This window comes from Bradyrhizobium sp. WBOS08, assembly GCF_024585125.1.
GTDB classification, from domain to species: Bacteria; Pseudomonadota; Alphaproteobacteria; order Rhizobiales; family Xanthobacteraceae; genus Bradyrhizobium; species Bradyrhizobium japonicum_B.
In genome coordinates, this window is record NZ_CP028988.1 from 2,540,104 (window position 1) to 2,564,175 (window position 24,072).

General features: G+C 65.7%; 19 protein-coding genes. 5 read left to right on the forward strand and 14 right to left on the reverse strand.

The annotated features are described in order from the left end of the window. Window positions 1-7: 7 nt before the first annotated feature. Together DCM80_RS12120 and DCM80_RS12125 are read right to left on the reverse strand one after the other, a co-directional pair. On the reverse strand, window positions 8-961 hold the full coding sequence (locus DCM80_RS12120) for a DMT family transporter (protein WP_257197173.1): 954 nt from the start codon (window positions 959-961) through the stop codon (window positions 8-10). Window positions 962-997: 36 nt separating this feature from the next. Beyond that, entirely contained in the window at window positions 998-1,492 is a 495-nt protein-coding gene (locus DCM80_RS12125; RefSeq protein WP_257179258.1) for a Fur family transcriptional regulator, read from the reverse strand. Window positions 1,493-1,649: 157 nt separating this feature from the next. On the opposite strand from DCM80_RS12125, the gene DCM80_RS12130 reads away from it, so the two are divergent. The 3 genes from DCM80_RS12130 to DCM80_RS12140 are packed head-to-tail and all read left to right on the forward strand — an operon-like array spanning window position 1,650 to window position 4,869. Further along, window positions 1,650-2,132 (forward strand): MarR family winged helix-turn-helix transcriptional regulator, encoded by a 483-nt coding sequence (locus tag DCM80_RS12130; protein WP_257197174.1) that lies wholly within the window; start codon window positions 1,650-1,652, stop codon window positions 2,130-2,132. Beyond that, window positions 2,125-3,288: an HlyD family secretion protein gene (locus DCM80_RS12135; RefSeq protein ID WP_257197175.1), complete on the forward strand. Its 1,164-nt coding sequence runs from the start codon at window positions 2,125-2,127 to the stop codon at window positions 3,286-3,288. Before DCM80_RS12130 ends, DCM80_RS12135 begins: the two co-directional genes overlap by 8 nt. A gap of 24 nt (window positions 3,289-3,312) precedes the next feature. Then, complete coding sequence (locus tag DCM80_RS12140; RefSeq protein WP_257197176.1) at window positions 3,313-4,869, forward strand: MDR family MFS transporter; 1,557 nt, start codon at window positions 3,313-3,315, stop codon at window positions 4,867-4,869. Window positions 4,870-5,041: 172 nt separating this feature from the next. Here DCM80_RS12140 and DCM80_RS12145 read toward each other — a convergent pair whose 3' ends face one another. The 5 genes from DCM80_RS12145 to pcaF form a co-directional block, all read right to left on the reverse strand. Continuing rightward, window positions 5,042-6,103 carry an ecdysteroid 22-kinase family protein gene (locus DCM80_RS12145; RefSeq protein WP_257197177.1) on the reverse strand — a complete coding sequence of 354 codons (1,062 nt, stop codon included), beginning with the start codon at window positions 6,101-6,103 and terminating at the stop codon, window positions 5,042-5,044. A 77-nt stretch (window positions 6,104-6,180) separates the two neighbouring features. Beyond that, window positions 6,181-7,869: a methyl-accepting chemotaxis protein gene (locus tag DCM80_RS12150; protein ID WP_257197178.1), complete on the reverse strand. Its 1,689-nt coding sequence runs from the start codon at window positions 7,867-7,869 to the stop codon at window positions 6,181-6,183. Between the two features lie 252 nt (window positions 7,870-8,121). Continuing rightward, window positions 8,122-8,724, reverse strand: coding sequence for a protocatechuate 3,4-dioxygenase subunit alpha (gene pcaG / locus DCM80_RS12155; protein ID WP_257197179.1), 603 nt, complete (start codon window positions 8,722-8,724; stop codon window positions 8,122-8,124). Continuing rightward, window positions 8,725-9,426 carry a protocatechuate 3,4-dioxygenase subunit beta gene (gene pcaH / locus DCM80_RS12160; RefSeq protein WP_257197180.1) on the reverse strand — a complete coding sequence of 234 codons (702 nt, stop codon included), beginning with the start codon at window positions 9,424-9,426 and terminating at the stop codon, window positions 8,725-8,727. It lies immediately after the preceding gene. A 211-nt stretch (window positions 9,427-9,637) separates the two neighbouring features. Further along, on the reverse strand, window positions 9,638-10,846 hold the full coding sequence (gene pcaF / locus DCM80_RS12165; protein WP_257197181.1) for a 3-oxoadipyl-CoA thiolase: 1,209 nt from the start codon (window positions 10,844-10,846) through the stop codon (window positions 9,638-9,640). Window positions 10,847-11,179: 333 nt separating this feature from the next. Here pcaF and mutS point away from each other — a divergent pair, with 333 nt between their 5' ends. After that, the gene (gene mutS, locus DCM80_RS12170) at window positions 11,180-13,918 is read left to right on the forward strand and encodes a DNA mismatch repair protein MutS (RefSeq protein WP_257197183.1); all 2,739 of its coding nucleotides are present in this window, start codon (window positions 11,180-11,182) and stop codon (window positions 13,916-13,918) included. 111 nt (window positions 13,919-14,029) lie between these two features. Here mutS and DCM80_RS12175 read toward each other — a convergent pair whose 3' ends face one another. From DCM80_RS12175 to DCM80_RS12200, 6 genes are all read right to left on the reverse strand, one after another. Then, complete coding sequence (locus DCM80_RS12175; protein ID WP_257197184.1) at window positions 14,030-15,706, reverse strand: PAS domain-containing methyl-accepting chemotaxis protein; 1,677 nt, start codon at window positions 15,704-15,706, stop codon at window positions 14,030-14,032. Window positions 15,707-16,065: 359 nt separating this feature from the next. After that, window positions 16,066-16,872 carry a hypothetical protein gene (locus DCM80_RS12180; protein WP_257197185.1) on the reverse strand — a complete coding sequence of 269 codons (807 nt, stop codon included), beginning with the start codon at window positions 16,870-16,872 and terminating at the stop codon, window positions 16,066-16,068. 200 nt (window positions 16,873-17,072) lie between these two features. After that, the gene (locus DCM80_RS12185; protein WP_257197186.1) at window positions 17,073-17,582 is read right to left on the reverse strand and encodes an OsmC family protein; all 510 of its coding nucleotides are present in this window, start codon (window positions 17,580-17,582) and stop codon (window positions 17,073-17,075) included. A gap of 54 nt (window positions 17,583-17,636) precedes the next feature. Then, window positions 17,637-18,422: an ABC transporter ATP-binding protein gene (locus tag DCM80_RS12190; RefSeq protein WP_257197187.1), complete on the reverse strand. Its 786-nt coding sequence runs from the start codon at window positions 18,420-18,422 to the stop codon at window positions 17,637-17,639. Window positions 18,423-18,426: 4 nt separating this feature from the next. Further along, the gene (locus DCM80_RS12195) at window positions 18,427-19,269 is read right to left on the reverse strand and encodes an ABC transporter permease (protein ID WP_257197932.1); all 843 of its coding nucleotides are present in this window, start codon (window positions 19,267-19,269) and stop codon (window positions 18,427-18,429) included. A 238-nt stretch (window positions 19,270-19,507) separates the two neighbouring features. After that, a complete protein-coding gene (locus DCM80_RS12200; RefSeq protein ID WP_257197188.1) occupies window positions 19,508-20,479 on the reverse strand; it encodes an aliphatic sulfonate ABC transporter substrate-binding protein in 972 nt (323 codons plus the stop codon). A 188-nt stretch (window positions 20,480-20,667) separates the two neighbouring features. On the opposite strand from DCM80_RS12200, the gene DCM80_RS12205 reads away from it, so the two are divergent. Next, complete coding sequence (locus tag DCM80_RS12205) at window positions 20,668-23,457, forward strand: [protein-PII] uridylyltransferase (protein ID WP_257197189.1); 2,790 nt, start codon at window positions 20,668-20,670, stop codon at window positions 23,455-23,457. 58 nt (window positions 23,458-23,515) lie between these two features. On the opposite strand, the gene DCM80_RS12210 is transcribed toward DCM80_RS12205, so the two are convergent. Next, entirely contained in the window at window positions 23,516-24,046 is a 531-nt protein-coding gene (locus tag DCM80_RS12210; RefSeq protein WP_257197190.1) for a methylated-DNA--[protein]-cysteine S-methyltransferase, read from the reverse strand. Window positions 24,047-24,072: the final 26 nt, after the last annotated feature.

The window sequence follows — 24,072 nt, forward strand, 5'->3', positions numbered from 1 at the left end:
CCAAATATCAGGTTTTGGTGACGTTCAGCAATGCATCAGCTGGCGCCGCAGCCGTTGAGCTCGGACGGTTAACCAGAAAAAGCCCAGCAATTACAAGGAGGGCGGCCGCCCCGAATGCCAGGCTTAGGGTGTCGTGCATGATGAAATAGCTACCCACCACGCCAAACAAAGGGGTGATGAAGGTAAAAGCCGACAATTTGCTGGCCGAATAGGTCTTCACCAGCGCGAACCAAAGCGTGAACGTGGTTCCAACGACCCAGATCGCCTGGAACGCCATCAGGCCGAGCGACAGCGGCGACGGCGTGTGCGTGATGCTCTCATCGAACAGCCAGGCCGCGAGCCCCAGGATCGGGATCGAGATGGCGACCTGATAGCCCAGCGCCTTCTCGGGCGCGGCAAACCGCAGCCGCGTGCCCTTGGCCACCAGCGTGGTTGCCGCCCACAGCGCCGCGCCGCCGACGATCATGAGGTCGCCGAGCAGGACATGCGAATCGACATTGGCCTGCGGCACGCCGATCGCAAGCGCGACGCCGGCAAAGCTGATGGCGAGGCCCAGCCATTGCGAGGCACCGAGCCGCTCGCCGAGCACCTGATAGGAGCCGAGCGCAACGAAGAACGGCGCGGTGTAGAGGAACACCACCGCGCGCGAGGCCGAGGTGAGGCGCAGCCCCTGGAAGATCAGCACGAATTCGATGCCGAACATCAGGCCGGCGATCAGGCCCGGCTTCCAGGTGTGATCGTTCTCGAAGAATTTGACGCCGCGAAACGTGCCGATGATGAAAAGCACCGGCAGCGCGCCCGCCGAGCGGATCGTGGCCTGGAGCATCGGCGGGATGTCCGGCAGCACCAGCTTCACCGCGATCTGGTTGAACCCCCAGGTCAGGCACAGCATGAGCATCAGGGCGATGGCGCCGGCACTGAGGGGACGTGCGGCGGAGTGATTGGCTTGTGGTGAGGACATGTCTTCCCGAAAAACCGGCTTTGCGCCGTTGTTGCTCTATGCAGCTTTCTGGCAATGGGTGCAGACGCCCGTGATCTCCACCACGGACAGCTTCGGAGCAAAGCCCGAGCTGCGTGCCGCGGCATTGAGATCCCCGGCGAATGAGGCCGACGGGATCTCGCCGACCAGGCCGCAGCGCTCGCAAATCAGGAACGCGACCGCCGAGGTCGCGTCGTGGTCGTGGGCGGCACAGGCGAGGTAGGCGTTGCGGCTTTCGATGCGGTGGACGAGACCGTTGGCCATCAGGAAATCGAGCGCGCGATAGACCGTGATCGGCGCCGGCCGCGACATCGACTTGGCGAGTTCGTCAATCACCTCATAGGCGCCGAGGGGGCGGTGGCTGGAGAGCAGCGCTCCCAGCACCTGGCGGCGGATCGGCGTGAATTTCTGCGCGCGCTGCTCGCAAACTTCCTCGGCATGCGCCAGCGCATCCGCGGTGCAGCGGCCATGATCGTGATCGGGCGCGGGAAATGCCGGCTTGGCGAGGGTCATGCAGCGATAATCTTAGCATCCGGGCGGGGGAACCCAAAGCGCGACCATGCAAACGGCTGCCAGCCATGCTGATGCTGCGGGGCAGCCCCTCCGAACCCGCCATGGGAATAATCATAAGCTTGCTTATTATATTCCGAGCTTATTGGAGACCAAGCTCATGAGCCGCGGGTCCGTCGACCAGAACTTCCTGTTCACGCTGGGCGAGCTTTACCGCCTGTTGCGGGTCTATGCCGACAAGGAGGCAAGGCGGTTCGGCATCACCCGCGCGCAATGGGCAGTGCTGGCCAAGGTCGAGCGCAGCGAGGGCATGAAGCAATCGGAACTCGCCGAGCTGCTTGAGATGCAGCCGATCACGCTGACCCGCATGATCGACAAGCTCTGCGACAATGACTGGATCGAGCGCCGCAGCGACGCTTCGGACCGCCGCGTCAAGCGCCTCTATCTCAGGAAGGCCGGCCGGCAATTGCTGGGGCGGATGAGCGGGTTGAAGTCGGAGCTGACCGCCAACGCGCTCGATGGCATCACACCGGCGGACGCCCACCGCCTCGTGATCCAACTCGAGACCATCAAGGAAAACGTGCGCACCGCGATCCAGGCATCCGGCGCTGAGCAGGCACGCAAGGAGCAGCGTTATGGCTGACCAAGTCCTCAAGTTCCAGCCCGAGCAGAAGACTGACGGCGGCAAGCCTACCAAGAAAGCCGGCACCGACCCGCGCCGCCGCCTGGTCGCAGGCCTGCGCCGCTATCGCCGCTTCCTGCTCCTGGTCGTGTTGCCTGTTGCCGCCGCGATCGGCGGCCTCACCTTCTACCTGCATGGCGGCCGCTATGTCGGGACCGACGACGCCTATGTCGGCGCCCAGAAGGTGCTGGTGACGCCCGACATCTCCGGCAAGATTTTGAAGGTGATCGTGAAGGAAGGCCAGTCGGTCAAGCGCGGCGACGAGCTGTTCGAGATCGACCCCGTCCCGTTCCGCCTCGCGGTGGACGAGGCCAAGGCGCAGCTCGCGCAGGCCCGCACGACGTATGACAACCTGGTCGCCAACATCAAGATCTATGGCGATATGCTCGATCTGGCCCAGCAGGGCATCGATCTGAAGAAACGCGATGTCGAGCGCAAGCAGGCGCTGGTAAAGAACAATTTTGGCTCGCAGCTCGACCTCGACAACGCCTCGACTGCGCTGGTCACCGCCGGCGGGCAGGCCCAATACATCAAGCAGCAACTCTCCAACGCCAAGACGCAGCTGCTCGGCGACCCCGAATTGCCGCTGGAGCGATTTCCGCCCTACGCGCAGGCGAAGGCCAAGCTGGACGACGCCCAGCGCAACCTCGACCACACCGTGCTTCGCGCTCCGATGGAAGGCGTGGCGACGCAGGTCGAGCAGATCCAGCTCGGACGCTACGTCGCGGCGGGCACACCGGTGTTCTCCATCATCGACGTCGCCCATCCCTGGGTCGACGCCAATCCGAAGGAGAGCGACCTCACCCATGTCACCGAGGGGCAACCCGTCACGCTCGAGGTCGACGCGTTCCCGAACCATGTCTTCAAGGGCAAGATCGGCTCGCTCTCGCCCGGCACCGGCGCGCAATTCGCGATCCTGCCGCCGCAGAACGCCACCGGCAATTTCGTCAAGGTGGTGCAGCGCGTGCCGATCCGCATCTATTTCGACGAGACCGACAAATACGTGCGGAAGCTGAAGGCCGGGATGAGCGTCTATGCCACCATCGACACCGGCCATCGGCGCTCGCTCGCCGGCCTCTTCGGCCTGTCTGCGACCGCGAGCCAGGACAAAGACTAAACCAACAAGACAAAGACTGATCCGATGTCCGGTCCCAACGCCAATCTGATGGTCCCCGGCCTGCGCCGGAACATGGTGACGATCTGCGCCATGACCGCGACCATCATGCAGGCGCTGGACACCACCATCGCCAACGTCGCCCTGCCCTACATGCAGGGCACGCTGTCGGCCTCGCAGGACCAGATCAACTGGGTGCTGACCTCCTACATCGTCGCCGCCGCAATCATGACGGCGCCGGTGGGATGGATCGCCAACCGGTTCGGCCGCAAGCGCATCTTCATCATCTGCTCGGCCGGCTTCACCATGGCGTCGGTGCTGTGCGGCCTCGCGCAAGACATCAACCAGATGGTGCTATTCCGGCTACTGCAGGGTGTGTTCGGCGCCGCGCTGGTGCCGCTGTCGCAATCGGTGATGCTCGACTATTACACGCTGCAGGAACGCGCCAAGGCGATGTCGATCTGGGGCATGGGCGTGATGATGGGCCCGATCATGGGACCCTCGCTCGGCGCATGGCTGACCGAGACCTATTCTTGGCACTGGGTGTTCTTCGTCAACCTTCCGTTCGGTGCCATCACGGTGCTCGGGCTGATCGTCTTCATGGACGAGACCGAGACGAACATCAGCCTCAAATTCGACTGGTTCGGTTTCGCCGCCTTGGCGGTCGCGATCGGCGCGCTGCAGCTCGCCCTCGACCGCGGCGAGCAATTGGGCTGGCTGGAATCGAACGAGATCCTCGCCGAGTTCATCGTGTCGGCCGTCGCGTTCTACTTCTTCCTTGCGCATTCCTTCACGACTTCGACCCCGTTCATCCGCTTCGCGCTGTTCCGGGACCGCAACTTCGTCACCGGCTGCATGTTCATGATCGTGATGGGGCTCGTGCTGTTCTCGACCATGGCGCTGGCCTCGCCCTACATGCAGAACGTGATCGGTTATCCCATCATCACCGCCGGCCTGCTGTTGGCGACCCGCGGTATCGGCACCTTCTTCGCCATGATGCTGGTCGGTCGCATGATGCGCTATTTCGAGGCGCGCACGCTGATCATCGCCGGGCTGGCACTGACGGCCGCCTCGCTACTCCAGATGACCGGCTGGACGGAACTGACCCAGGTGCCGGAAATCGTGATCGTCAGCGTCGTCCAGGGATTTGGCTTCGGCCTCGTCTTCGTTCCGCTCTCGACCGTGGCGTTCCTGACATTGTCGAACGAGCTGCGCACCGACGGCACTGCGATGCTGACCCTGATGCGAAACGTCGCCAGTTCGGTCGGCATTTCCGTCGTGATCGCGCAATTGACGCAGGGCACGCGATGGACCTACGCGATCCTCTCCGAGCACATCAATCCCTTCAATCACGCGCTGCAGATGCCCGGCGTCAGCGGCCTGATCAATCTGTCGACCGACGCCGGCCGCGCCATGGCGGACAGGATGGTCAACGTGCAGGCGCAGATCATCGCCTTCTCCCACGATTACCAGCTGGTGATGATCTTCGTGCTCTGCACCATCCCGCTCGCGCTCCTGATCGGCTCGACCAAGGCCACGCTGCGCAAGCAGGCGGCCGGGCCGGAACATGCGGTGATGGAGTAATTGGCAGATCTCCTGCCCCGGACGCCATCAGCGCGTTTACGCGCGTCTTCGCCGCGCTATGGCAGCACACAAGTGATGCGCTGCTGAGCCGGGGTCCATGCCACGCGGCACGCTGGGTCCCGGTTCTGCGGCGCACCGCTACGCGCTGCACGGCGCCCGGGACACGAGAGCCTTACAACAATTCCTCGCAGCCCAAATCGTCCACCGCCGCCATCACCCGCTCCAGGTTATTCCACCAGATCACCGGCGGGATATCGATGCTCCATTGCCAGACCGGCCGCGTGATCTGCCAGAGCACCGCCCAGCGATAGTCGCGATCGAGCGCGCCGCGCGTGTAGCCGGTGATGCCACCCTCGATCAGCGCGCCGTGGTAGAGATTGAGCAGCGGGCGTTCGAGCGCCTGCCGGCGCTCCGGATACCAATGCATCGCCATCATGTAGGCGAGGTCGTGGGTTGGAACGTTGATGTTCCACAGATCGAAATCGAAGATCCGCACGGTGTCGGCGACGCCCGCGCGCGGCAGCAGGAAATTCCAGACATGGGCATCGCCATGGGTGATGCTGAGGTGGCGGCGTGAATGGTAGCGCTGGGACAGCCGATCCGATTGATCGATCAGGCGCCGATAGAGCGTGCGCCGCTCCTCGCTGAGGCGATCACCGAGATAATCGGCAAAGCGGTCGTAATGTCCGGCGAACGTCTCCATGCGCTCCGCGCTGTCCTCGGGGCTGGCGAAGGTGCCGACGGCATCGCCGAGGCCCGGATGGTCCCACCACGCCGCGTGCCAGCGCGCGAGCGTCGTCACGATCGCGATCGCCTGATCGCGCGATGGCGGCAGCGGCCAGGCCGCCGCGATGGCGTGGCTGTCGGTGAGGTCCTCGAGCAGAAGATGCCAGGCGAGGCTGTCCTCGTCGAAATGTCCGTCGAAGCAGCGGGGCACGAGGCCTGGCGGCATGCTCGGCGTCAGCTGCGTGTAGTATTCCACCTCGCGCCGGCCGCCATTGGCAAGTTTCTCGGCGAAGGCGGAATTCGCGGTCTTCAGGATCAGCGATTGCGGGGCGCCGGCGGATTCGCCGACATAGCGCAGGCCAAGCCGGATGATGTGCGACACCAGGGTGTCGCGCTGGTGCAGCACCTTGACCTCGCGCACCGCGCCGGCGTCCAGCACGCCGCCGCGGCGCAGGGCGGCTGTCAGTCGGGCGGGCTCAACGACCGCCGGCAATTGTGGAGATGTCATGAACCACGATGCCCCTGTCCCGCGCCATCCTGCACGATTCGCACTCCCGGGCACCAGCAGCCGAAATGCCGCCGGGCTCAGGCTGCCGCGGTCGAGTCGCGCACGGTCCGTACCACGACCGAGCGCAGCTGTTCGAGATTGGCCGCCATGCCGGCGATAGCCTGCCTGACCTCCGCTGCGCGCTCGTTCACGGAGGCGGCGTCGCGGCTGACATCGCCGATCTTGGCCGAGACCTCCTTCGCCGCAGACGCCGATTCGGAAATCGACCGCGTGATCTCCCGCGTCGCGGCGTCCTGCTCTTCCATCGCAGCGGCAACAGAGGTCGCCACGCCGTCGATCTCGACGATGTGGCCTCCCATCGTCTCGACGGCATCGACCGCGGCCTGCGTCGAAGCCTGGATCTCGGCAATCAGCCGCGCGATCTCCTCGGTGGATTTGGCGGTCTGGTCCGACAGGGATTTCACCTCGGCGGCGACCACGGCGAAGCCGCGGCCGGCCTCGCCGGCGCGCGCCGCCTCGATCGTGGCGTTGAGCGCCAGCAGGTTGGTCTGGCCGGCAATGCCGCCGATGAGGTCGGAGACCTCGGCGATCTTCTTCACCGATCCGGCCAGCGCCTGGATGGTCGAACGCGCCTGCTCGCGGCCGGCGACCGCCGATTTCGTGACCGTGCTGGTCCGTGCGACCTGGCTTGCGATTTCGCGGATCGAGGCGCTCAGTTCCTCGGCCGCGGCCGAGACGGTCTGCGAACTTCCGAGGGCCTGGGTGGAGGCTGCGGCGACGGCCTGCGACTGCGCCGAGAGCGAACTTGCAATCTCGGACAGGCTGGTGGCAGCCCGCTCCACGCCTTGGCTCGCCGCGCTGGCGGTGTCGACCGAGCGGCCGGTCTCACGCTCGACGGTCTCCGCCATCTGTTGCAGCGCACCACGCTTGGCCAGCGCCGCCTCCTGCTCCTGCCGCAACTGTTCCTCGCGCAGGCGGGAGTTCTCGACCGCGGCCTGCTTGAACACCACGAGCGCACCCGCCATCGAGCCGACCTCGTCCTGGCGGTGGGCAAACGGAATGTCGGCGGCGAGATCTCCGGTCGAAAGCTTCTGCATCGTGGCCGTCATGCGCACGATCGGGCGCACCACGCCGACGGCAACACCGAGCAGGCCGGCGGCAACAAAGGCCAGGACGGCGGCGGCGACGCCGAGGAGGATCCAAAGCATCGAGCTGTCGCGGTCCGCGGCCAGCTTCTCCATGGCGGCATTCTGCTTGTTGGCGCTCTCGACGATGCTGTCGATCACGGCGCGATGCGCGGTATAGGCCTCCTTGACCTGGGCATAGGCGCGCTCGGAGGCGGCCGTGTCCTTGGCCTTGAGGGCCGGCAGGAGCTGGTCGGACGCCTTCCAGAACTTCTGCACTTCGGCGTCGGATTTCGACACCAGCGCCGTCTTCAGGTCGGCCGCGAGGCTGGAGGAGACCCAGAAGGCCTTGCGCTCGTCGTAGTCCTTGCGGAGCTGAACCAGGCGCTCGCCGTGGGCCGCCAGCTGATCCGGCTCGCGCATGGCCAGGGTCGCCTCGAGATAGGCCTCGATGATATATTCCGGCGGCGGCAGGATGTCCGCGATGAGGTCGTTGCCCAGCTTGATGTCGGAATAGAGCGGCCCCCCGACCTTGAGCTCACGGAGCGTATAGAGGCTGGTGGAGACCACCGCCGCAAAGCCGATCGCGAGAACGATTCCGAATGCGATGATCGCGGAAGACAGCGACAAACGAATTTTCATGAAATAATCCAGGGCGCGCGCCGAAACCACGTGCAGCCTAGATCAATGTGGTAAATACGGACTTGCACCCCGGGGCGGTGCTGAAAGAAAGGCTCCGCAAGACTACGGCAATTGGTCGCCGGTCAGTCGGTTTTAGGTCAACGGGACTGACGCACCGGTAACCAGCGAGACGCCTGCGGCCGGAGACCAAGGCCGCTTGCGCTGGATGAGAACTGCGGTGCCGGCGATCTGGCGTCAGCGGCACCGTTGGCCTCACACGTCGAAGAACACCGTCTCGTTGTCGCCCTGAAGCCGGAGGTCGAGCCGGTAGACCGGCTTGCCAACCTCCCGCACGGCAATCAGCGTGGCGCGGCGATCGGCGGGCACCAGCGCCAGCACGGGATCGGCGGCGTTGCCGGACTCGTCGCTGAAATAGATGCGGGTGTAGAGATGCCGCAGCATGCCGCGGCCGAACACCGCGAGCAGGATGTGCGGCGCCTGCGGCTTGCCGTCGGGATCCGGCACCGCGCCCGGCTTGATGGTCTCGAAAGCGTAATTGCCGTCCTTGTCGGTGCCACAGCGGGCGAAGCCGCGGAAGCTCGCATTCGGCAGCGCGCGCTTGTCCTGCGGGTCGGCGAAGCGGCCTTGCGCGTCCGCCTGCCAGATCTCCAGCATGCAATCCGGCACGGCGACGCCGTCGCCGTCGAACACGCGGCCTTCGATCCGGACGCGATCGCCCGTGACGTCGGGGGTCAGCGTCGAGTTGGTGAATGCGTCGTTCCAGGCGTATTCGCCGGCCGGTGTCAGGCCGTATTTGAAGAACGGACCGACCGTTTGCGAGGGCGTGATCCCGTCGGGCTTCACAGAGTCTTGCACTTAGTGGTTCTCCATGGGGGTGGCGTTCTTGCCGCGCAGCACGATGTCGAAGCGGTAGCACAGCGCCCATTCGGGCTGGGTGTTCTCGAGATCGAACGAGGAGACCATGCGCGCCCGCGCCTTCTCGTCCGGCACCGAGTTGAAGATCGGGTCGAACGGAAACAGCGGATCGTTCGGAAAGTACATCTGCGTCACGAGGCGCGTGACGAAGGAATGGCCGAACACCGAGAGATGAATGTGGGCCGGCCGCCAGGCGTTGTGGTGATTGCCCCAGGGATAGGCGCCGGGCTTGATGCTGACGAAGCGGTAGTAGCCGCCGGCATCGCTCACGGTGCGGCCTGCGCCGGTGAAGTTCGGATCGAGCGGCGCCGGATGCTGGTCGCGGACGTGAACGTAGCGGCCGCAGGAATTGGCCTGCCAGATCTCGACCAGCGAGTTCGGCACGCCGCGGCCGTCCTCGTCGCGCACGTGGCCGTGGACGATGATGCGCTCACCGAGCGGCTCGCCGCTGTGCTGGCGGGTGAGATCGTTGTCGCCCTCGCGCACGGTCTCATGGCCGTAGACCGGACCGGTGAGCTCCGACAAGGTATGACGCATCGGGATCAAGGGCTTGTTCGGCGCACGCTTGATCGAGCTCTTGTAGTCGGGCGACAGCGGCAACGGATGCGCCTTGTTGCTGTCGGTGGGATAGATGAACGTCATCGGCGAACTCCTCCCCGGCCATGTTGCTCCGGCCGGTCGGTCAATGAATACCGCCGATCATTATAGGATATAACTAATTTGGGGAAGCCGGTTTCGCGGGCTTTCCGAAGCTGTCATTGCGGGCCAGCCCGCAGGGCTGAACCCGGAATCTCGAGATCCCGGGTTCAGCCCTGACGGGCTGCCCCGGGATGACGGAACGCTGCGCGCCCGGTCAGTTCAGCTTCTCGATCGCGACCGCGACGCCCTGGCCGACGCCGACGCACATGGTGGCGAGTGCGAGCTTGCCGCCACGCTTTTCCATGCCGTGGACGGCGGTGAGCGCGAGGCGCGCGCCGCTCATGCCGAGCGGATGACCGAGCGCGATGGCCCCGCCATGCGGATTGACGAAATCGGCATCATCGGCGACGCCGAGCTGGCGCATGCAGGCGATGCCCTGGGAGGCGAAGGCCTCGTTGAGCTCGATCAGGTCGAAATCGCTGATCTTCTTGCCGAGGCGTTCCATCAGCTTGCGGGTCGCGGGCACCGGGCCAATGCCCATGATGCGCGGCGGCACGCCGGCCGAGGCCAGGCCCAGGATGCGGGCGCGGGGCGTCAGGCCATGCTTCTTCACAGCGGCCTCCGAGGCCAGGATCATCGCGGCAGCGCCGTCATTGACGCCGGAGGCGTTGCCGGCGGTGACGGTGCCCGGATTGCGCACGATCGGCTTCAGCTTGGCGAGGCCCTCCAGCGTGGTCTCGGGACGCGGATGCTCGTCCTTGTCGACGGTGATGGGGCCGGCCTTGCCGCCGGGAATGGTGATCGGCGTGATCTCTTCCGCAAAATAGCCGGAGGCGATCGCCTTGCCGGCGCGCTGCTGCGAGCGGATCGCGAAGGCGTCCTGGTCGGCGCGCGAGACCTGGAATTCCTCGGCGACGTTCTCGCCGGTCTCGGGCATGGCGTCGACGCCGTACTGCGCCTTGAGCAGCGGATTGATGAAGCGCCAGCCGATCGTGGTGTCGAAGATCTCGGCCGAACGCGAGAAGGCCTCCTGCGCCTTGCCCATCACGAACGGCGCGCGGGTCATCGACTCGACGCCGCCGGCAATGGCGAGCTCGATCTCGCCGGAGCGGATGCCGCGGCCCGCGGCGCCGACCGCATCGAGGCCGGAGGCGCAGAGCCGGTTCAGGGTCTGGCCGGGAACCGAATCCGGCAGACCTGCGAGCAGGAGCGCCATGCGCGCGACGTTGCGGTTGTCCTCGCCCGCCTGATTGGCGCAGCCGAAGAAGACCTCGTCCACCTGCGCCCAGTCGAGATTGGGGTGCTTGGCCATCAGCGCCTTGATCGGGGCGGCGGCGAGATCGTCGGCGCGCACCTTGGCGAGCGAGCCGCCGAAGCGGCCGATCGGAGTCCGCACGGCATCGCAGATAAAGACGTCACGCATCGTTGTTCTCCCTGAATGCCGCGGTTCGGCCCAAATTCTTCAATGACGGCGGAGTTTTAGGAGGGCGCCCGCGGCAGGTCAATTGACGGATTCGCAGGTGGCGTATTCGGAACTCCCTGTCATTCCGGGGCGCGCCATTTGGCGCGAACCCGGAATCCATTTGTCCGCGCGACCTGCGGCCCGATGGATTCCGGGCCTGCGCCTGGCGGCGCATCCCGGAATGACGACCGAGAATGTGGCAACCGCGTGCAATACACGGACAACGTGGAAAACCTGCTCTCTCCGGCCAAAGCGATAGGAGCAGGTGCCGAAATTTTGTAGGTTGCGCCGCCCATGACGATGCAGCAGCCGATACAAGTTCCGCCCCCCGACGAAGCGCCCGCACCGCCGGCGGAAGCCGCCGCGCGCGTCACGCCGATGATGGAACAGTATCTGGAGATCAAGGCGGCGCATCAGGGCCTGCTGCTGTTCTACCGGATGGGTGATTTCTACGAATTGTTCTTCGAGGACGCCGAGATCGCCTCCAAGACGCTCGGCATCGTCTTGACCAAGCGCGGCAAGCATCAGGGCGCCGACATCCCGATGTGCGGCGTGCCGGTCGAGCGCTCCGAGGATTATCTGCACCGCCTGATCTCGGCCGGTCACCGCGTCGCGGTCTGCGAGCAGACCGAAGATCCTGCCGCCGCGAAGGCGCGCGGCAACAAGAGCGTGGTGCGCCGCGGCGTGGTGCGGCTGGTGACGCCGGGCACGCTGACCGAGGACACGCTGCTCGACGCCCGCGCCAACAATTACCTGCTGGCGATCGCGCGCGCCCGCGCCTCCGGCGGTGGCGATCGCTTCGGCCTTGCCTGGATCGACATCTCGACCGCCGAGTTCATGGTCACCGAATGCGCGATCGGCGAGCTCGCCGCGACGCTGGCGCGCATCAACCCGAACGAGGCGATCGTCACCGACGCGCTCTATAACGACAGCGAGCTCGGACAGACCCTGCGCGAGCTGCCGGCGGTGACGCCGCTGACCCGCGACGTCTTCGACGGCGCCACCGCCGAGAAGCGGCTGTGCGACTACTTTGCCGTCGCGACCATGGACGGGCTGGCGCAGCTCACGCGGCTCGAGGCAACCGCCGCGGCCGCCGCAATCACCTATGTCGACCGCACCCAGGTCGGCAAGCATCCGCCGCTGTCGCCGCCCGCGCGCGAGGCCTCCGGCGCGACCATGGCGATCGATCCGGCCACCCGTGCCAATCTCGAGCTGACGCGGACGCTCGCCGGCGAGCGGCGGGGATCGCTGCTCGATGCGATCGACTGCACCGTGACCTCGGCAGGCTCGCGCCTGCTGGCGCAGCGGCTGGCGGCGCCGCTGACGGATGCGCCCGCCATTGCGCGCCGGCTCGATGCGGTCAGCACCTTCGTCACCGATTCGGCCGCGCGCGAGGACATCCGCAGCATCCTGCGCGGCGCGCCGGACATGTCGCGGGCGCTGGCCCGTCTCTCGGTCGGTCGCGGCGGGCCGCGCGATCTCGCCGGCATCCGCGACGGCATCATCGCCGCGGACCAGGTGCTGACGCGGCTCTCCGAACTGGATGAGCCGCCGCACGAGATCGCGGCGGTCATGGCAGCGCTGCAGAGGCCGTCGCGCGAGCTCGCGGCGGAATTCGCCGGCGCGCTCGACGAGCAGCTGCCGCTGATCAAACGCGACGGCGGCTTCGTCCGACAGGGCTATGAGCCCGCCCTCGACGAAGCGCGAAACCTGCGCGACGCCTCGCGCCTGGTGGTCGCCTCGATGCAGGCCCGCTACGCCGACGCGACCGCCGTCAAAGGCCTCAAGATTCGCCACAACAACGTGCTCGGCTATTTCGTCGAGGTCACGGCGCAGCACGGCGACAAGCTGATGTCGGCGCCGCTGAACGCGACCTTCATCCATCGCCAGACGCTGGCGGGCCAGGTGCGCTTCACGACCTCCGAGCTCGGCGAGATCGAGGCCAAGATCGCCAATGCCGGCGACCGTGCGCTCGGACTGGAGCTCGAGATCTTCGAGCGGCTGTCGGCGAAGGCGATGGCGATCAGCGACGATCTGCGCGCCGCGGCGCACGCCTTCGCCCTGCTCGACGTTGCGACATCGCTCGCAAAGCTCGCGGTCGACGATCATTACGTGCGGCCGGACGTGGACGATTCCCTCGGCTTTGCGATCGAGGCCGGCCGCCATCCCGTGGTCGAGCAGGCCCTGAAGCGCAATGGCGAGCCGTTCATCGCCAATGCCTGCGATCTTTCGCCCGCGCCCGGCCAGAAATCCGGCCAGCTCTGGCTGCTGACCGGTCCCAACATGGCCGGCAAGTCGACTTTCCTGCGCCAGAACGCGCTGATCGCGCTGCTCGCCCAGATCGGCAGCTTCGTGCCGGCCACGCGCGCGCGGATCGGCATCGTCGACCGCCTGTTCTCGCGCGTTGGCGCCGCCGACGATCTCGCCCGCGGCCGTTCCACCTTCATGGTGGAGATGGTCGAGACAGCGGCGATCCTCAATCAAGCCGGCGAGCGCTCGCTGGTCATCCTCGACGAGATCGGCCGCGGCACCGCGACGTTCGACGGCCTCTCGATCGCCTGGGCCGCGATCGAGCATCTGCACGAGAGCAACCGTTGCCGCACCCTGTTCGCTACGCATTATCACGAGCTGACCGCGCTCTCGGCCAAGCTGCCGCGGATGTTCAATGCCACCGTGCGGGTGAAGGAATGGCAGGGCAATGTCGTGTTCCTGCACGAGGTGCTGCCGGGCTCGGCCGACCGCTCCTACGGCATCCAGGTGGCCAAACTCGCCGGGCTGCCGCCGGCGGTGATCACGCGCGCGAAGTCGGTTCTCTCCAAGCTGGAGGCACAGGACCGCGGCCAGACCGCGCGCGCGCTGGTGGACGACCTCCCGCTGTTCGCCGTGCCCTCGCGCGCCGCCGCGGAAGCCGCCCCGCCGAGCGAAGCCGAGCTGTTGATGGACGCGGTGAAGGCGCTACATCCCGATGAGATGTCGCCACGCGAGGCGCTCGAAGCGCTCTATGCATTGAAGGCCAAGCTGCCGAAGCAGTGACGGTGCCGCAGGGTGGGCAAAGCGAAGCGTGCCCACGCGCATCTGCTGGATCGCGAAGAGATGGTGGGCACGGCGCGCGAGCGCGCGCCTTTGCCCATCCTATTGTCTATCCTATGCCCGATTGGCCATCGCGGCGGCTTCCGCCGCAGCGCGCTGCATGCTGGTCGACATCTCGTTCGTCACGGTGCTCTGCTCCTCGATCGCCGCGGCCGTCGACGTCACGTATTCGCTGACGTTGTTGATGGCCTGCTTGATCGAGCCGAGCGCGCTGACGACGTCGCCGGAAATGCCGTTGAGGCTGCCGATCTCCGCGCCGATCTTGTCGGTGGCCTGCTTGGCCTGGTTGGCGAGGCTCTTGACCTCCGAGGCGACCACCGCGAAGCCGCGGCCGGCTTCGCCCGCGCGCGCCGATTCGATCGTGGCGTTGAGCGCGAGCAGGTTGATCTGTCCGGTGATGTTGTTGATCAGCTCGACGATGCCGCTCATTGCCTGCGCCGCTTCCGTGAGGCGCTGCGCCTGCGCGTCGGCGGTGGCGACCTGATCCACCGCGCTCATCGCGGTCTCGCGCGATTTGGTCATCGCCTCGGAGATCTCCCGCACCGAGGCGTTGAGCTCCTCCGAACCCGCGGCGACCGATTCCATCATGCCCCGCACCCGCTCGTTGCCCATGCGGACCAGCACCTGCCTGGTGACGTCGGTGGCGTATTTGACGACCTTGAACGGCTTGCCGTTGAGATCCATGATCGGATTGTAGGAGGCCTGGATGTAGACTTCCTTGCCGCCCTTGCCGATGCGCTTGTATTCCGCCGCCTGGTATTCGCCGCGGTTGAGCGCCGCCCAGAACTCGCGATAGGCGCTGCTGTCGCGCTCGCCGGGCTCGACGAACATGCTGTGATGATGGCCCTTGATCTCGGCCAGTGAATAGCCGAGCGCGCCGAGGAAGTTGGCGTTCGCGGTGATGATCGTGCCGTCCATGTTGAACTCGATCACGGCCTGGGCCTTGTCGATCGCCGCGATCTGGCCGGCGAGATCGGCGTTCTTCAGCTTCTCCGCGGTCACGTCGGTCGCGAACTTGACGACGCCGTAGGGCTTGCCGTTCTCGTCGAGCAGCGGGTTGTAGGAGGCGAGGATCCAGACCTCGCGGCCGCCCTTGCCGATGCGCTTGAACTCGCCGGCCTGGTAGTCGCCGCGGTTGAGCTTGGCCCAGAACTCGCGATAGGCGGCGCCGTTGCGCTCGGCCTCGGCGACGAACAGGCTGTGGTGCCTGCCCTCGATCTCGGACAACGAATAGCCGAGCGCCTTGCAGAAATTCTCGTTGGCCGTGACGATGGTGCCGTCGAGCCTGAACTCGATCACGGCCTGGGCGCGGCCGATGGCGGCGATCTTCGAAGCATCCGTCATGCTGCGGATCTTCTTCGCGGTGATGTCGGTCGCAATCTTGGCGACCATCACCGTCTTGCCGTTGCCGTCGAGCACCGGATTGTAGGATGCCTCGATCCAGACCTCGTGGCCATCCTTCGCGATCCGCTTGAACTCCCGCGCCTGATACTCGCCACGGTTCAATGCCGCCCAGAACGCCTTGTACTCGGCGCTGTCGCGCTGGTCGGCCGGCACAAACATGGAATGATGCTTGCCCTGGATCTCGTCGAGACGATAGCCGAGGGCGTCGAGGAAGTTCTTGTTGGCCGTGACGATCGTGCCATCAAGGTTGAACTCGATCATGGCCTGCGAGCGGCCGATCGCATCGAGCCGTGCTTGGGCATCAACCTGGGACTTGCGACCGAACATCAGGGAATCTCCATCTCGAAATTACGTGTACAGCTCGTAAGGGAAGTGACCGCGGCGGCGAAACAGCCGTACTCAAATCTACAATTCCCGCGAGTCCCCTGCACTCGGATGCAGCTCGGACGAGTTCACGCCGATGACGGCGGAAGCGGATACGCGATCATTCGTAAGGCAAAAGCTCGAACAAAGTTCTAATAGACGTATCGGAAATCGGCGGTGCCGTAACGACTCTGCCTACGTCGCGATCACCGCGACGGACGGCGCAGTTTGAAATGACGCATCTCATTCAACGGCTTACGAAGTTGCCGCGCTGCATGCCGGACACGGACTTTTCGCAACCGGCGGCGCGCCGATCCGTAGTCTTACGGCTGCGACGTCTTGTGCTTCGCTCGCCGATTGATGCCCCACAGCGTCAGATTCCAAGCAACGCAGGTGCCGAGCGCGAGGCACAGGCCGACGGCTGATCCGAACGACACCACCGCCACGTGCAGGACGGCGATTGCCGTACCGAATCCGAGCAGGCCCCACGCGGAGTTGGCGAGCACGGCGGCTGTCGGCGGGCCGCCAATGCGCGGATGCAGGATCACCATGATGCTGGAGAACACGACGGGATACAGCGCGATGATACCGCTGATGCGAGGTCCGACCCAGCCCGAGGTCGAGACCACGATGGCGACGAGCGTCGCCACCAGCGCAGCCCGCATCGGAACGTCATACCAGCGGCGCGTCACCAGCGGCATCTTCACGTGGCGGTAGCCGGCCAGCAGCGGAATGCAGATGCCGAAGGCGATCAGGTTCGCGGCCAGCCCGGCGGTGAGCGACCATTCGAACTGACGGACGATCGACGCAAGCACGATCCAGACCGCGACCGCGCTGCCACAACTCACCACGAGATCGTACCGCTGGGCCAGCACGACATAGGTGAGGCACATGAAGATGGTCGCCGCATTGATCGGAAGACTCGCCAGCGCGCCCTGCGCGACGAAGGCGGCGTCGTGATCGAGCGCGAGGAAGACGTAGGACGGACCGGCTGAGATCGGCAGAGTCGCGACCAGCGCGCCGATCACCGGCCCCGCGCGTTCGGTGATGATCGACGCCGTCACGACGAACGTCGCCGCGATCGCCATGCGCAGGAGCAGGAGGAGGATGAAATGGAGGTCGGGGGACATTCTGTCTGTCATTCCGGGGCGCGCAAAGCGCGAGCTCTGGTGCGAAATTGCGCACCTGAGAATCCATAACCACAGCCGGAGTGGTTTATGAGCTGAAGCTACGGCCGTCTGAAATCACGACGGCCTGGGGTTATGGTTCCCGGGCTCGCGCCAGGCGGCGCGCCCCGGGACGACACCGATGTTGTGCTGCGTCTCGCGCCTCACATCCGCTGCATCGACACCGAGACCTTCGGGCCGTTCTTGATGGTCTGGTAGACCACGCAATAGCGCTCGGTCAGCTTGAGCAGGAGATCGAGCTTGTCCTGCGGCGCGTCGGTGTCGACCTCGAAGCGCAGACGGATCTCGGCGAAGCCGACCGGGGTCTCCTTGTCGATGCCGAGCGTGCCGCGAAAATCGAGATCGCCCTCGGCATAGACGTTGCCGGTCTTCATGGGCACCTCGATCGCGGTCGCAACCGATTTAAGCGTGACGCCGGCACAGGCGACCAGGGCTTCGAGCAGCATGTCGCCGGAGCAGAGTTCGAGACCGGAGCCGCCGGTGGCCGGATGCAGGCCTGCCATCGCGATGGTGCGGCCGGTCTCAACCTTGCACGCGATGCCTTCGCTGTCGGTGGAGCCCTTGGCTTTCAGTGTGATCAGCGCGGTCTTGGGATCGGTCTTGTAGCGCTCCTTGATCGGAGCCTGCATCTGGCGCAGTTGGACGGCGTCCATCTTATTCTCTCCCGGAAAAATTACCCTTCGATGTACCGGCTCGAAGCGAAATTGTCACCACCACATGGCCTGACCGGGACCCTGGGTTGCGTCACGGTCGGGCACGCTGCGGTCGAGCGAGCGATCGAGTGACGTCAGCACACTCCGCTTGAAATTCTCGAACAGCGGCGAATTGCGGTCGCGCGGCCGGCCCAGATTGACCTCGATCCGGTCGAACAGCCGCCCGGGACGTGGCCGCATCACCAGGACGCGGTCGGCCAGCACCACGGCTTCGTCGACGTCGTGTGTGACGAGAACGAGCGTCGGCCGCGTGTCGGCCCAGAGATCGAGCAGATGATCCTGGAGATCCCTGCGGGTAAAGGCATCGAGCGCGGAGAACGGCTCGTCGAGCAAGAGCACCTCGGGCTGCGGAACCAGCGCGCGTGCGATCGCGACGCGTTGCGCCTGCCCGCCCGAGAGCTCGCGCGGCCAGGCCTGCGCCTTGTCGGCGAGTCCCACGCGTTCGAGCGCGCGCGTCACCTTCTCGCGCCGCTTCGCCGCCGGCAGATCGGCAAGTCCAAAAGCGATATTGTCGGCGACGCTGAGCCAGGGCAAAAGCCGCGGCTCCTGGAAGATGATGCCGATCTTGGCATGCGGCGAATTGATCGCCTCATTGTCGAGCGCCACCGTGCCCGAGCTGGCGCGATCAAGGCCGGCGATGGCGCGCAGCAATGTCGACTTGCCGCAGCCGGAGCCGCCGATGATGGCGATGATCTCGCCTTGCCTGATCTCGGCGGAGAAGCGCGCCAGCGCCTCGACGCCGTTGGGATAGGTCTTGCTGACCCGATCGAGCGCCAGCATCGCGTCACGCTCCCTTGGTGCGGCCGAACGCGTCCTGCCAGCGCAGGAAGGGCGCGGCCGCGACCTCGATCAGCCAGTCGGTGAGCTTGCCGAGGATGGCGAAGATCACGATGGCGGCGAGGATCTGCGCGGGCTTGCCGAGCTGCTGGCCGTCGAGCAGGAGATAGCCGAGGCCCTCGGAGGCGCCGATCAGTTCGGCCGCAACCACGAACATCCAGCCGAGACCAAGCCCGACGCGCAAGGATACGACATAGGCCGGCAGCACGGCGGGCAACAGGATGCGGCGGATCATCGCGAAGCCGGAAAGGCGGAAGGTGCGTCCGACCTCGACGATCTTGCGATCGACCGAGAGGATCGCTCCCATCACGCCGAGATAGACCGGGAAGAACACGCCGACCGCAATCAGCGCGACCTTCGAGGTCTCGAAGATGCCGAGCCAGAGGATGAACAGCGGCACCCAGGCCAGCGACGGGATGGCGCGCAGCGCCTGCACGGTCGGATCGAGCAGCCGCCGCGCCAGCGACCAATAGCCGGAGATGGCGCCGAGCAGCGTGCCTGCGACCACGCCTAACGCGAAGCCGAGCGAGACCCGCCACAGCGTCGCTGCGATGTGGCGGACCAGCTCGCCGGAGCGGGCAAGCTCAGCGATGGTGGCAAAGACGCGCGAGGGCGGCGGCACCAGCCGCCCGTTGGACCAGCCGAGCCAGACCACGAGCTCCCAGCCGAGCGCGAGCGTCAGCGGCAGCAATATCCCAAGCAGCGGCCGCGCATAGCGCGACAGCCGTGAGGGCGCATCGCTCTCGGCCGGTTCCGAGGTTTGTTGCAAAGCTGGCGCGTCGGAGATCATGGTCATTAGCAAGCGCGTCTGGTCGGGGAATGCAAGGGCGTGCGGCCATCTCCGCTGTCGCCCCGGACAAGCGAAGCGCCGATCCGGGGCCCATAACCGCAGGGAGATGTGGTTACGGGGACTCGGAGTGACCATCTTCGCGCAACAACCACGCCCTGTGGTTTTGGGTCCCGGGTTCGCTTCGCCCCCCGGGACGACAGCGGAGTTTGTTGCGCGCGGCTTGCCCTTTCCCTGCGAACTAATTCGTCGGCAGCGGGACCTGGTCGTCGATCAGGGCATCCAGCGTCGCCTTCACGTCGACCTTGGCGTCGACGACGCCGGCCTGCTGCAGCGCGAGGCCGGCGGCAAGGATCGACTCGCGCTGCGGCGCGCCGATGCGGCTGTGGGTGAGCTCGGTGCGTTCCTTCAGCTGCTTGTCGACGACGGCCTCGGGAAGCCTGGTCACGGCGATGAAGGTCTTCTTCAGCTCGTCGTAGTTCGCCAGCGAATACTTTCGCGCTTCCTCGTACACGGCGAGCACCCGGCGGACGGCATCGGGATGGTCCTTCAAGAATTGCTCGCGCACATTGAGGATGCCCCAGGTGTTGGCGTCGGCCTTGCGGTAGAACAGCTTTGCGCCTTCCCCGACCTCGGCCTGCGCCATCATCGGATCGAGGCCGGCCCAGGCGTCGACGTCACCGCGGATCAGCGCCGTCTTGCCATCGGCGTGCTGCAGCAACACCGGCGTGATGTCCTTCTCGGTGAGACCGGCACCAAGCAGCGCACGCACCAGGAAGATGTGCGGATCGGTGCCGCGCGTCACGGCGACGCGCTTGCCCTTGAGGTCGGCGACGCCGGCGATCTTGGAATCCTTCGACGTCACCAGCGCAGTCCATTCAGGGCGCGAATAGACATAGATCGACTTGATCGGGTTGCCGTTGATCTTGGCTACCAGCGCCGCCGAGCCCGCGGTCGAGCCGAAATCGATCGAGCCGGCATTGAGGAATTCGAGCGCTTTGTTGGAGCCGGCCGACTGCACCCAGGTGACCGTGATCCCGTCCTTGGCGAACTCCTTCTCGAGCAGTCCCTTCTGCTTCAAGACCATCGACACCGGATTGTAGGTCGCCCAGTCGATGCGGATTTCCTTGAGCGGATCCGCCGCCTTGGCCGCAGGTGTCACGGCGAGCGCAAACGCTCCCGCCAGCAGAATGCGTCGTGTCATCCAGATCATGCCCAGCCTCCTCCAAAACTTGATTGTTTTTCAAGGAGTTATATCTGAAAATCAACGAGAAAATACGTCCTCCGAAGGCCCGCCGGCCGAGAACAGTCTTGCCCGAAGCCGCGGCTTTCCAGCATGGAACGACTATTGCCAGAGAATGGCGGGTGACAGCGCCCGTCACCTCTTATATCCGGTGAGACATGGACAGCATCGCGACTGAGCAGAAGACCGGGGTGGACGATCGATTCGACACCGCGCGGATCACCGCCGCGGTCGATGCGCTTGCCGAAAAGCATCAGGGGCGCGAAGACGCGTTCCGCACCGCCATGGCGCAATTGCTCAAGGCCGAGCTGATCGCGGCGCGCGCCGCGGCACAGGAAATCCTTTTGAAGGACCGCCACGGCCGCCGCTGTGCCGAGCGGCTGTGTCACGTCCAGGACGAGATCATCCGCATCCTGTATTCGGCGGCGACCCGTCATCTCTACCGCTCGCCGATCCCGAGCGGCGCCGAGCGCATGGCGGTGGTTGCGACCGGCGGCTACGGCCGCGGCCTGATGGCACCCGAATCCGACATCGATCTGCTGTTCATCCTGCCCTACAAGCAGACCGCCTGGGGCGAGCAGGTGGCGGAGGCCATCCTCTATTGTCTCTGGGACATGGGGCTGAAGGTCGGCCACGCCACGCGCTCGGTCGACGAATCGATCCGGCAGGCGCGCGGCGACATGACCATCCGCACCGCGATCCTGGAGACGCGCTTCCTCACCGGCGACAGGCCGCTTTATGACGAGCTGGTCGCGCGCTTCGACAAGGAGGTGGTGCAGGGCACCGCCTCGGAATTCGTCACCGCAAAGCTCGCCGAACGCGAGGAGCGGCATCGCCGCGGCGGCCAGTCGCGCTATCTGGTCGAGCCCAACGTCAAGGACGGCAAGGGCGCCCTGCGCGACCTGCACACGCTGTTCTGGATCGCCAAATACGTCTACCGCGTGCGCGACACCAGCGAGCTGGTCGAGCGCGGCGTGTTCGACGCGCAGGAATATCGCAGCTTCCGCCGCTGCGCCGATTTCCTCTGGTCGGTGCGCTGCAATCTGCATTTCTACTGCAACCGCGCCGAAGAGCGCCTCTCCTTCGACCTCCAGCGCGAGATCGCGGTGCGGCTCGGCTACACCTCGCATCCCGGCATGCAGGACGTCGAGCGCTTCATGAAGCACTACTTCCTGGTCGCCAAGGAAGTCGGCAACCTCACCGCCATCCTCTGCGCCAAGCTCGAGGATCAGCAGGCCAAGCCTGCGCCGGTGCTGAGCCGGATGATGGCGCGGCTGCGGCCGAGCACGGTGAAGCGGCGCGTCCCCGACAGCGACGATTTCATCGTCGACAACAACCGCATCAACGTCGCCGCGCCCGACGTCTTCAAGCACGATCCGGTCAATCTGATCCGCATCTTCCGTCTCGCGCAGAAGAACAATCTCGCCTTCCATCCGGATGCGATGCGCGGCGTGACGCGTTCGCTGGGCCTGATCAACGCAGGCTTGCGCGAAAATCCCGAGGCCAACCGGCTGTTCATGGAGATCCTGACCTCCGACAACGCCGAGATCGTGCTGCGGCGGATGAACGAGACCGGCGTGCTCGGCCATTTCATCCGCGCCTTCGGCAAGATCGTGTCGATGATGCAGTTCAACATGTATCATCACTACACCGTCGACGAACACCTGATCCGCTGCATCGGCTTCCTCCAGGACATCGAGCGCGGCGGCGTCGAGGAGTTCGCGCTCGCCAGCGATCTCATGCGCAAGACGAGGCCCGAGCACCGCGCGGTGATCTATATCGCCACGTTGCTGCACGACGTCGCCAAGGGCCGGCCCGAGGATCACTCGATCGCCGGCGCCAAGGTGGCGCGCCGGCTCTGTCCGCGGCTCGGCTTCAGTCCGGCCGACACCGAGCTGATCGCCTGGCTGATCGAGGAACATCTGACCATGTCCACGGTCGCGCAGTCGCGCGACCTGTCGGATCGCAAGACCATCGAGAATTTCGCCGCCGTGGTGCAGTCGGTCGAGCAGATGAAGCTCCTGACCATCCTGACCACGGCCGACATCCGCGGCGTCGGTCCCGGGGTCTGGAACGGCTGGAAGGCGCAGCTCTTGCGCTCGCTGTACTACGAGACCGAGCCGGTGCTCACCGGCGGCTTCTCGGAGGTCGATCGCGGCAAGCGCCTCGCGGCCGCCTATGCCGAATTCCGCATGGCCTTTGCCGAATGGCCGGCGGACGAGCTCGATGCCTATATCGGCCGGCACTATCCGGCCTATTGGCTCAAGGTCGAGTTGCCGCGCAAGATCCGCCACGCCCGCTTCGTCCGCTCGAGCGAGCAGGCCGGCCACAAGCTCGCGATCAATGTCGGCTTCGACGAGGTGCGCGGCGTCACCGAGCTGACGATCTTCGCGGCCGACCATCCCTGGCTGCTCTCGATCATCGCCGGCGCCTGCGCCTCGGCCGGCGCCAACATCGTCGACGCCCAGATCTATACCACGACCGACGGCCGCGCGCTCGACACCATCTCGATCTCCCGGGAATACGACCGCGACGAGGACGAGGGACGGCGCGCCACCCGCATCGGCGAGATGATCGAGGACGTGCTGGAAGGCAAGCTGCGGCTGCCGGAGGTGGTGGCGCGGCGCACCGTGCGCAGCAAGGCGCGGCCCTTCGTGATCGAGCCGGAAGTGACCATCAACAACCAATGGTCCGACCGCTACACGGTGATCGAGGTCTCCGGCCTCGATCGCCCCGGCCTGCTCTACGAGCTGACCACCGCGATCTCGAAACTGAACCTCAACATCGCCTCAGCCCACGTCGCGACCTTCGGCGAGCGCGCGCGTGACGTGTTCTATGTCACCGACCTCCTGGGCGCCCAGATCAACGCGCCGACCCGCCAGGCCGCGATCAAGAGCGCGCTGACCCACGTGATGGCCGGCGACAAGGCGGTTCAACCGGCGGCGTAGACTTTTGTCATTCCGGGCGCCGCGCAGCGGCGAGCCCGGAATGACGCGGAGAGAAGACCTAAAGCTCCACCCCCTCGTGCCTTAGCAGCCACCTCTTCCGCTGCAGCCCGCCGCCATACTTCACCAGCGAGCCATCCGCACCGATCAGCCGGTGGCATGGCAGCACCACACTGATGGGATTGGAGCCGTTGGCATGGCCGACGGCGCGAATGGCTTTTGGCGTCTCGATCCTTGCGGCGAGCGCGCCGTAGCTCATCGTGGTGCCGGCAGGGATTTGCGCGAGCGCGGTCCAGACCTTCTGCTGGAACTCGGTGCCGGCGATGCGCCATGCGATGCCCGAGAGCTGGCCGAGATCGCCGTCAAAATAGCCCGACAGCGCGATCCGCATGGCCGCGGGCGCGGGCTGGTCGCTCAGATCCACCACACCGTAATGCAGGCGCAGAAGCTCGCGCATGCGGTGCTCGTAGTCCTCCCAGTCGAGGGCGCGCAGGGCGCCTTCGGCATCGGTGACGAGCAGGGCGATCCCGATCGGCGTCGTCAGGCGATCGAGGCCGAAGCTCACGGAAGGTTTGGTTGATCGACTGGCCATTGCGTCACCATTGCATCGAAACGCGC

What these genes read in the sequence shown, in the direction of transcription:
- DCM80_RS12120 (WP_257197173.1), bottom strand. Translation starts at nt 961, where the DNA reads ATGTCCTCACCACAAGCCAATCACTCCGCCGCACGTCCCCTCAGTGCC.
- DCM80_RS12125 (WP_257179258.1), bottom strand. Translation starts at nt 1,492, where the DNA reads ATGACCCTCGCCAAGCCGGCATTTCCCGCGCCCGATCACGATCATGGC.
- DCM80_RS12130 (WP_257197174.1), top strand. Translation starts at nt 1,650, where the DNA reads ATGAGCCGCGGGTCCGTCGACCAGAACTTCCTGTTCACGCTGGGCGAG.
- DCM80_RS12135 (WP_257197175.1), top strand. Translation starts at nt 2,125, where the DNA reads ATGGCTGACCAAGTCCTCAAGTTCCAGCCCGAGCAGAAGACTGACGGC.
- DCM80_RS12140 (WP_257197176.1), top strand. Translation starts at nt 3,313, where the DNA reads ATGTCCGGTCCCAACGCCAATCTGATGGTCCCCGGCCTGCGCCGGAAC.
- DCM80_RS12145 (WP_257197177.1), bottom strand. Translation starts at nt 6,103, where the DNA reads ATGACATCTCCACAATTGCCGGCGGTCGTTGAGCCCGCCCGACTGACA.
- DCM80_RS12150 (WP_257197178.1), bottom strand. Translation starts at nt 7,869, where the DNA reads ATGAAAATTCGTTTGTCGCTGTCTTCCGCGATCATCGCATTCGGAATC.
- pcaH (WP_257197180.1), bottom strand. Translation starts at nt 9,426, where the DNA reads ATGACGTTCATCTATCCCACCGACAGCAACAAGGCGCATCCGTTGCCG.
- pcaF (WP_257197181.1), bottom strand. Translation starts at nt 10,846, where the DNA reads ATGCGTGACGTCTTTATCTGCGATGCCGTGCGGACTCCGATCGGCCGC.
- mutS (WP_257197183.1), top strand. Translation starts at nt 11,180, where the DNA reads ATGACGATGCAGCAGCCGATACAAGTTCCGCCCCCCGACGAAGCGCCC.
- DCM80_RS12175 (WP_257197184.1), bottom strand. Translation starts at nt 15,706, where the DNA reads ATGTTCGGTCGCAAGTCCCAGGTTGATGCCCAAGCACGGCTCGATGCG.
- DCM80_RS12180 (WP_257197185.1), bottom strand. Translation starts at nt 16,872, where the DNA reads ATGTCCCCCGACCTCCATTTCATCCTCCTCCTGCTCCTGCGCATGGCG.
- DCM80_RS12185 (WP_257197186.1), bottom strand. Translation starts at nt 17,582, where the DNA reads ATGGACGCCGTCCAACTGCGCCAGATGCAGGCTCCGATCAAGGAGCGC.
- DCM80_RS12190 (WP_257197187.1), bottom strand. Translation starts at nt 18,422, where the DNA reads ATGCTGGCGCTCGATCGGGTCAGCAAGACCTATCCCAACGGCGTCGAG.
- DCM80_RS12195 (WP_257197932.1), bottom strand. Translation starts at nt 19,269, where the DNA reads ATGATCTCCGACGCGCCAGCTTTGCAACAAACCTCGGAACCGGCCGAG.
- DCM80_RS12200 (WP_257197188.1), bottom strand. Translation starts at nt 20,479, where the DNA reads ATGATCTGGATGACACGACGCATTCTGCTGGCGGGAGCGTTTGCGCTC.
- DCM80_RS12205 (WP_257197189.1), top strand. Translation starts at nt 20,668, where the DNA reads ATGGACAGCATCGCGACTGAGCAGAAGACCGGGGTGGACGATCGATTC.
- DCM80_RS12210 (WP_257197190.1), bottom strand. Translation starts at nt 24,046, where the DNA reads ATGGCCAGTCGATCAACCAAACCTTCCGTGAGCTTCGGCCTCGATCGC.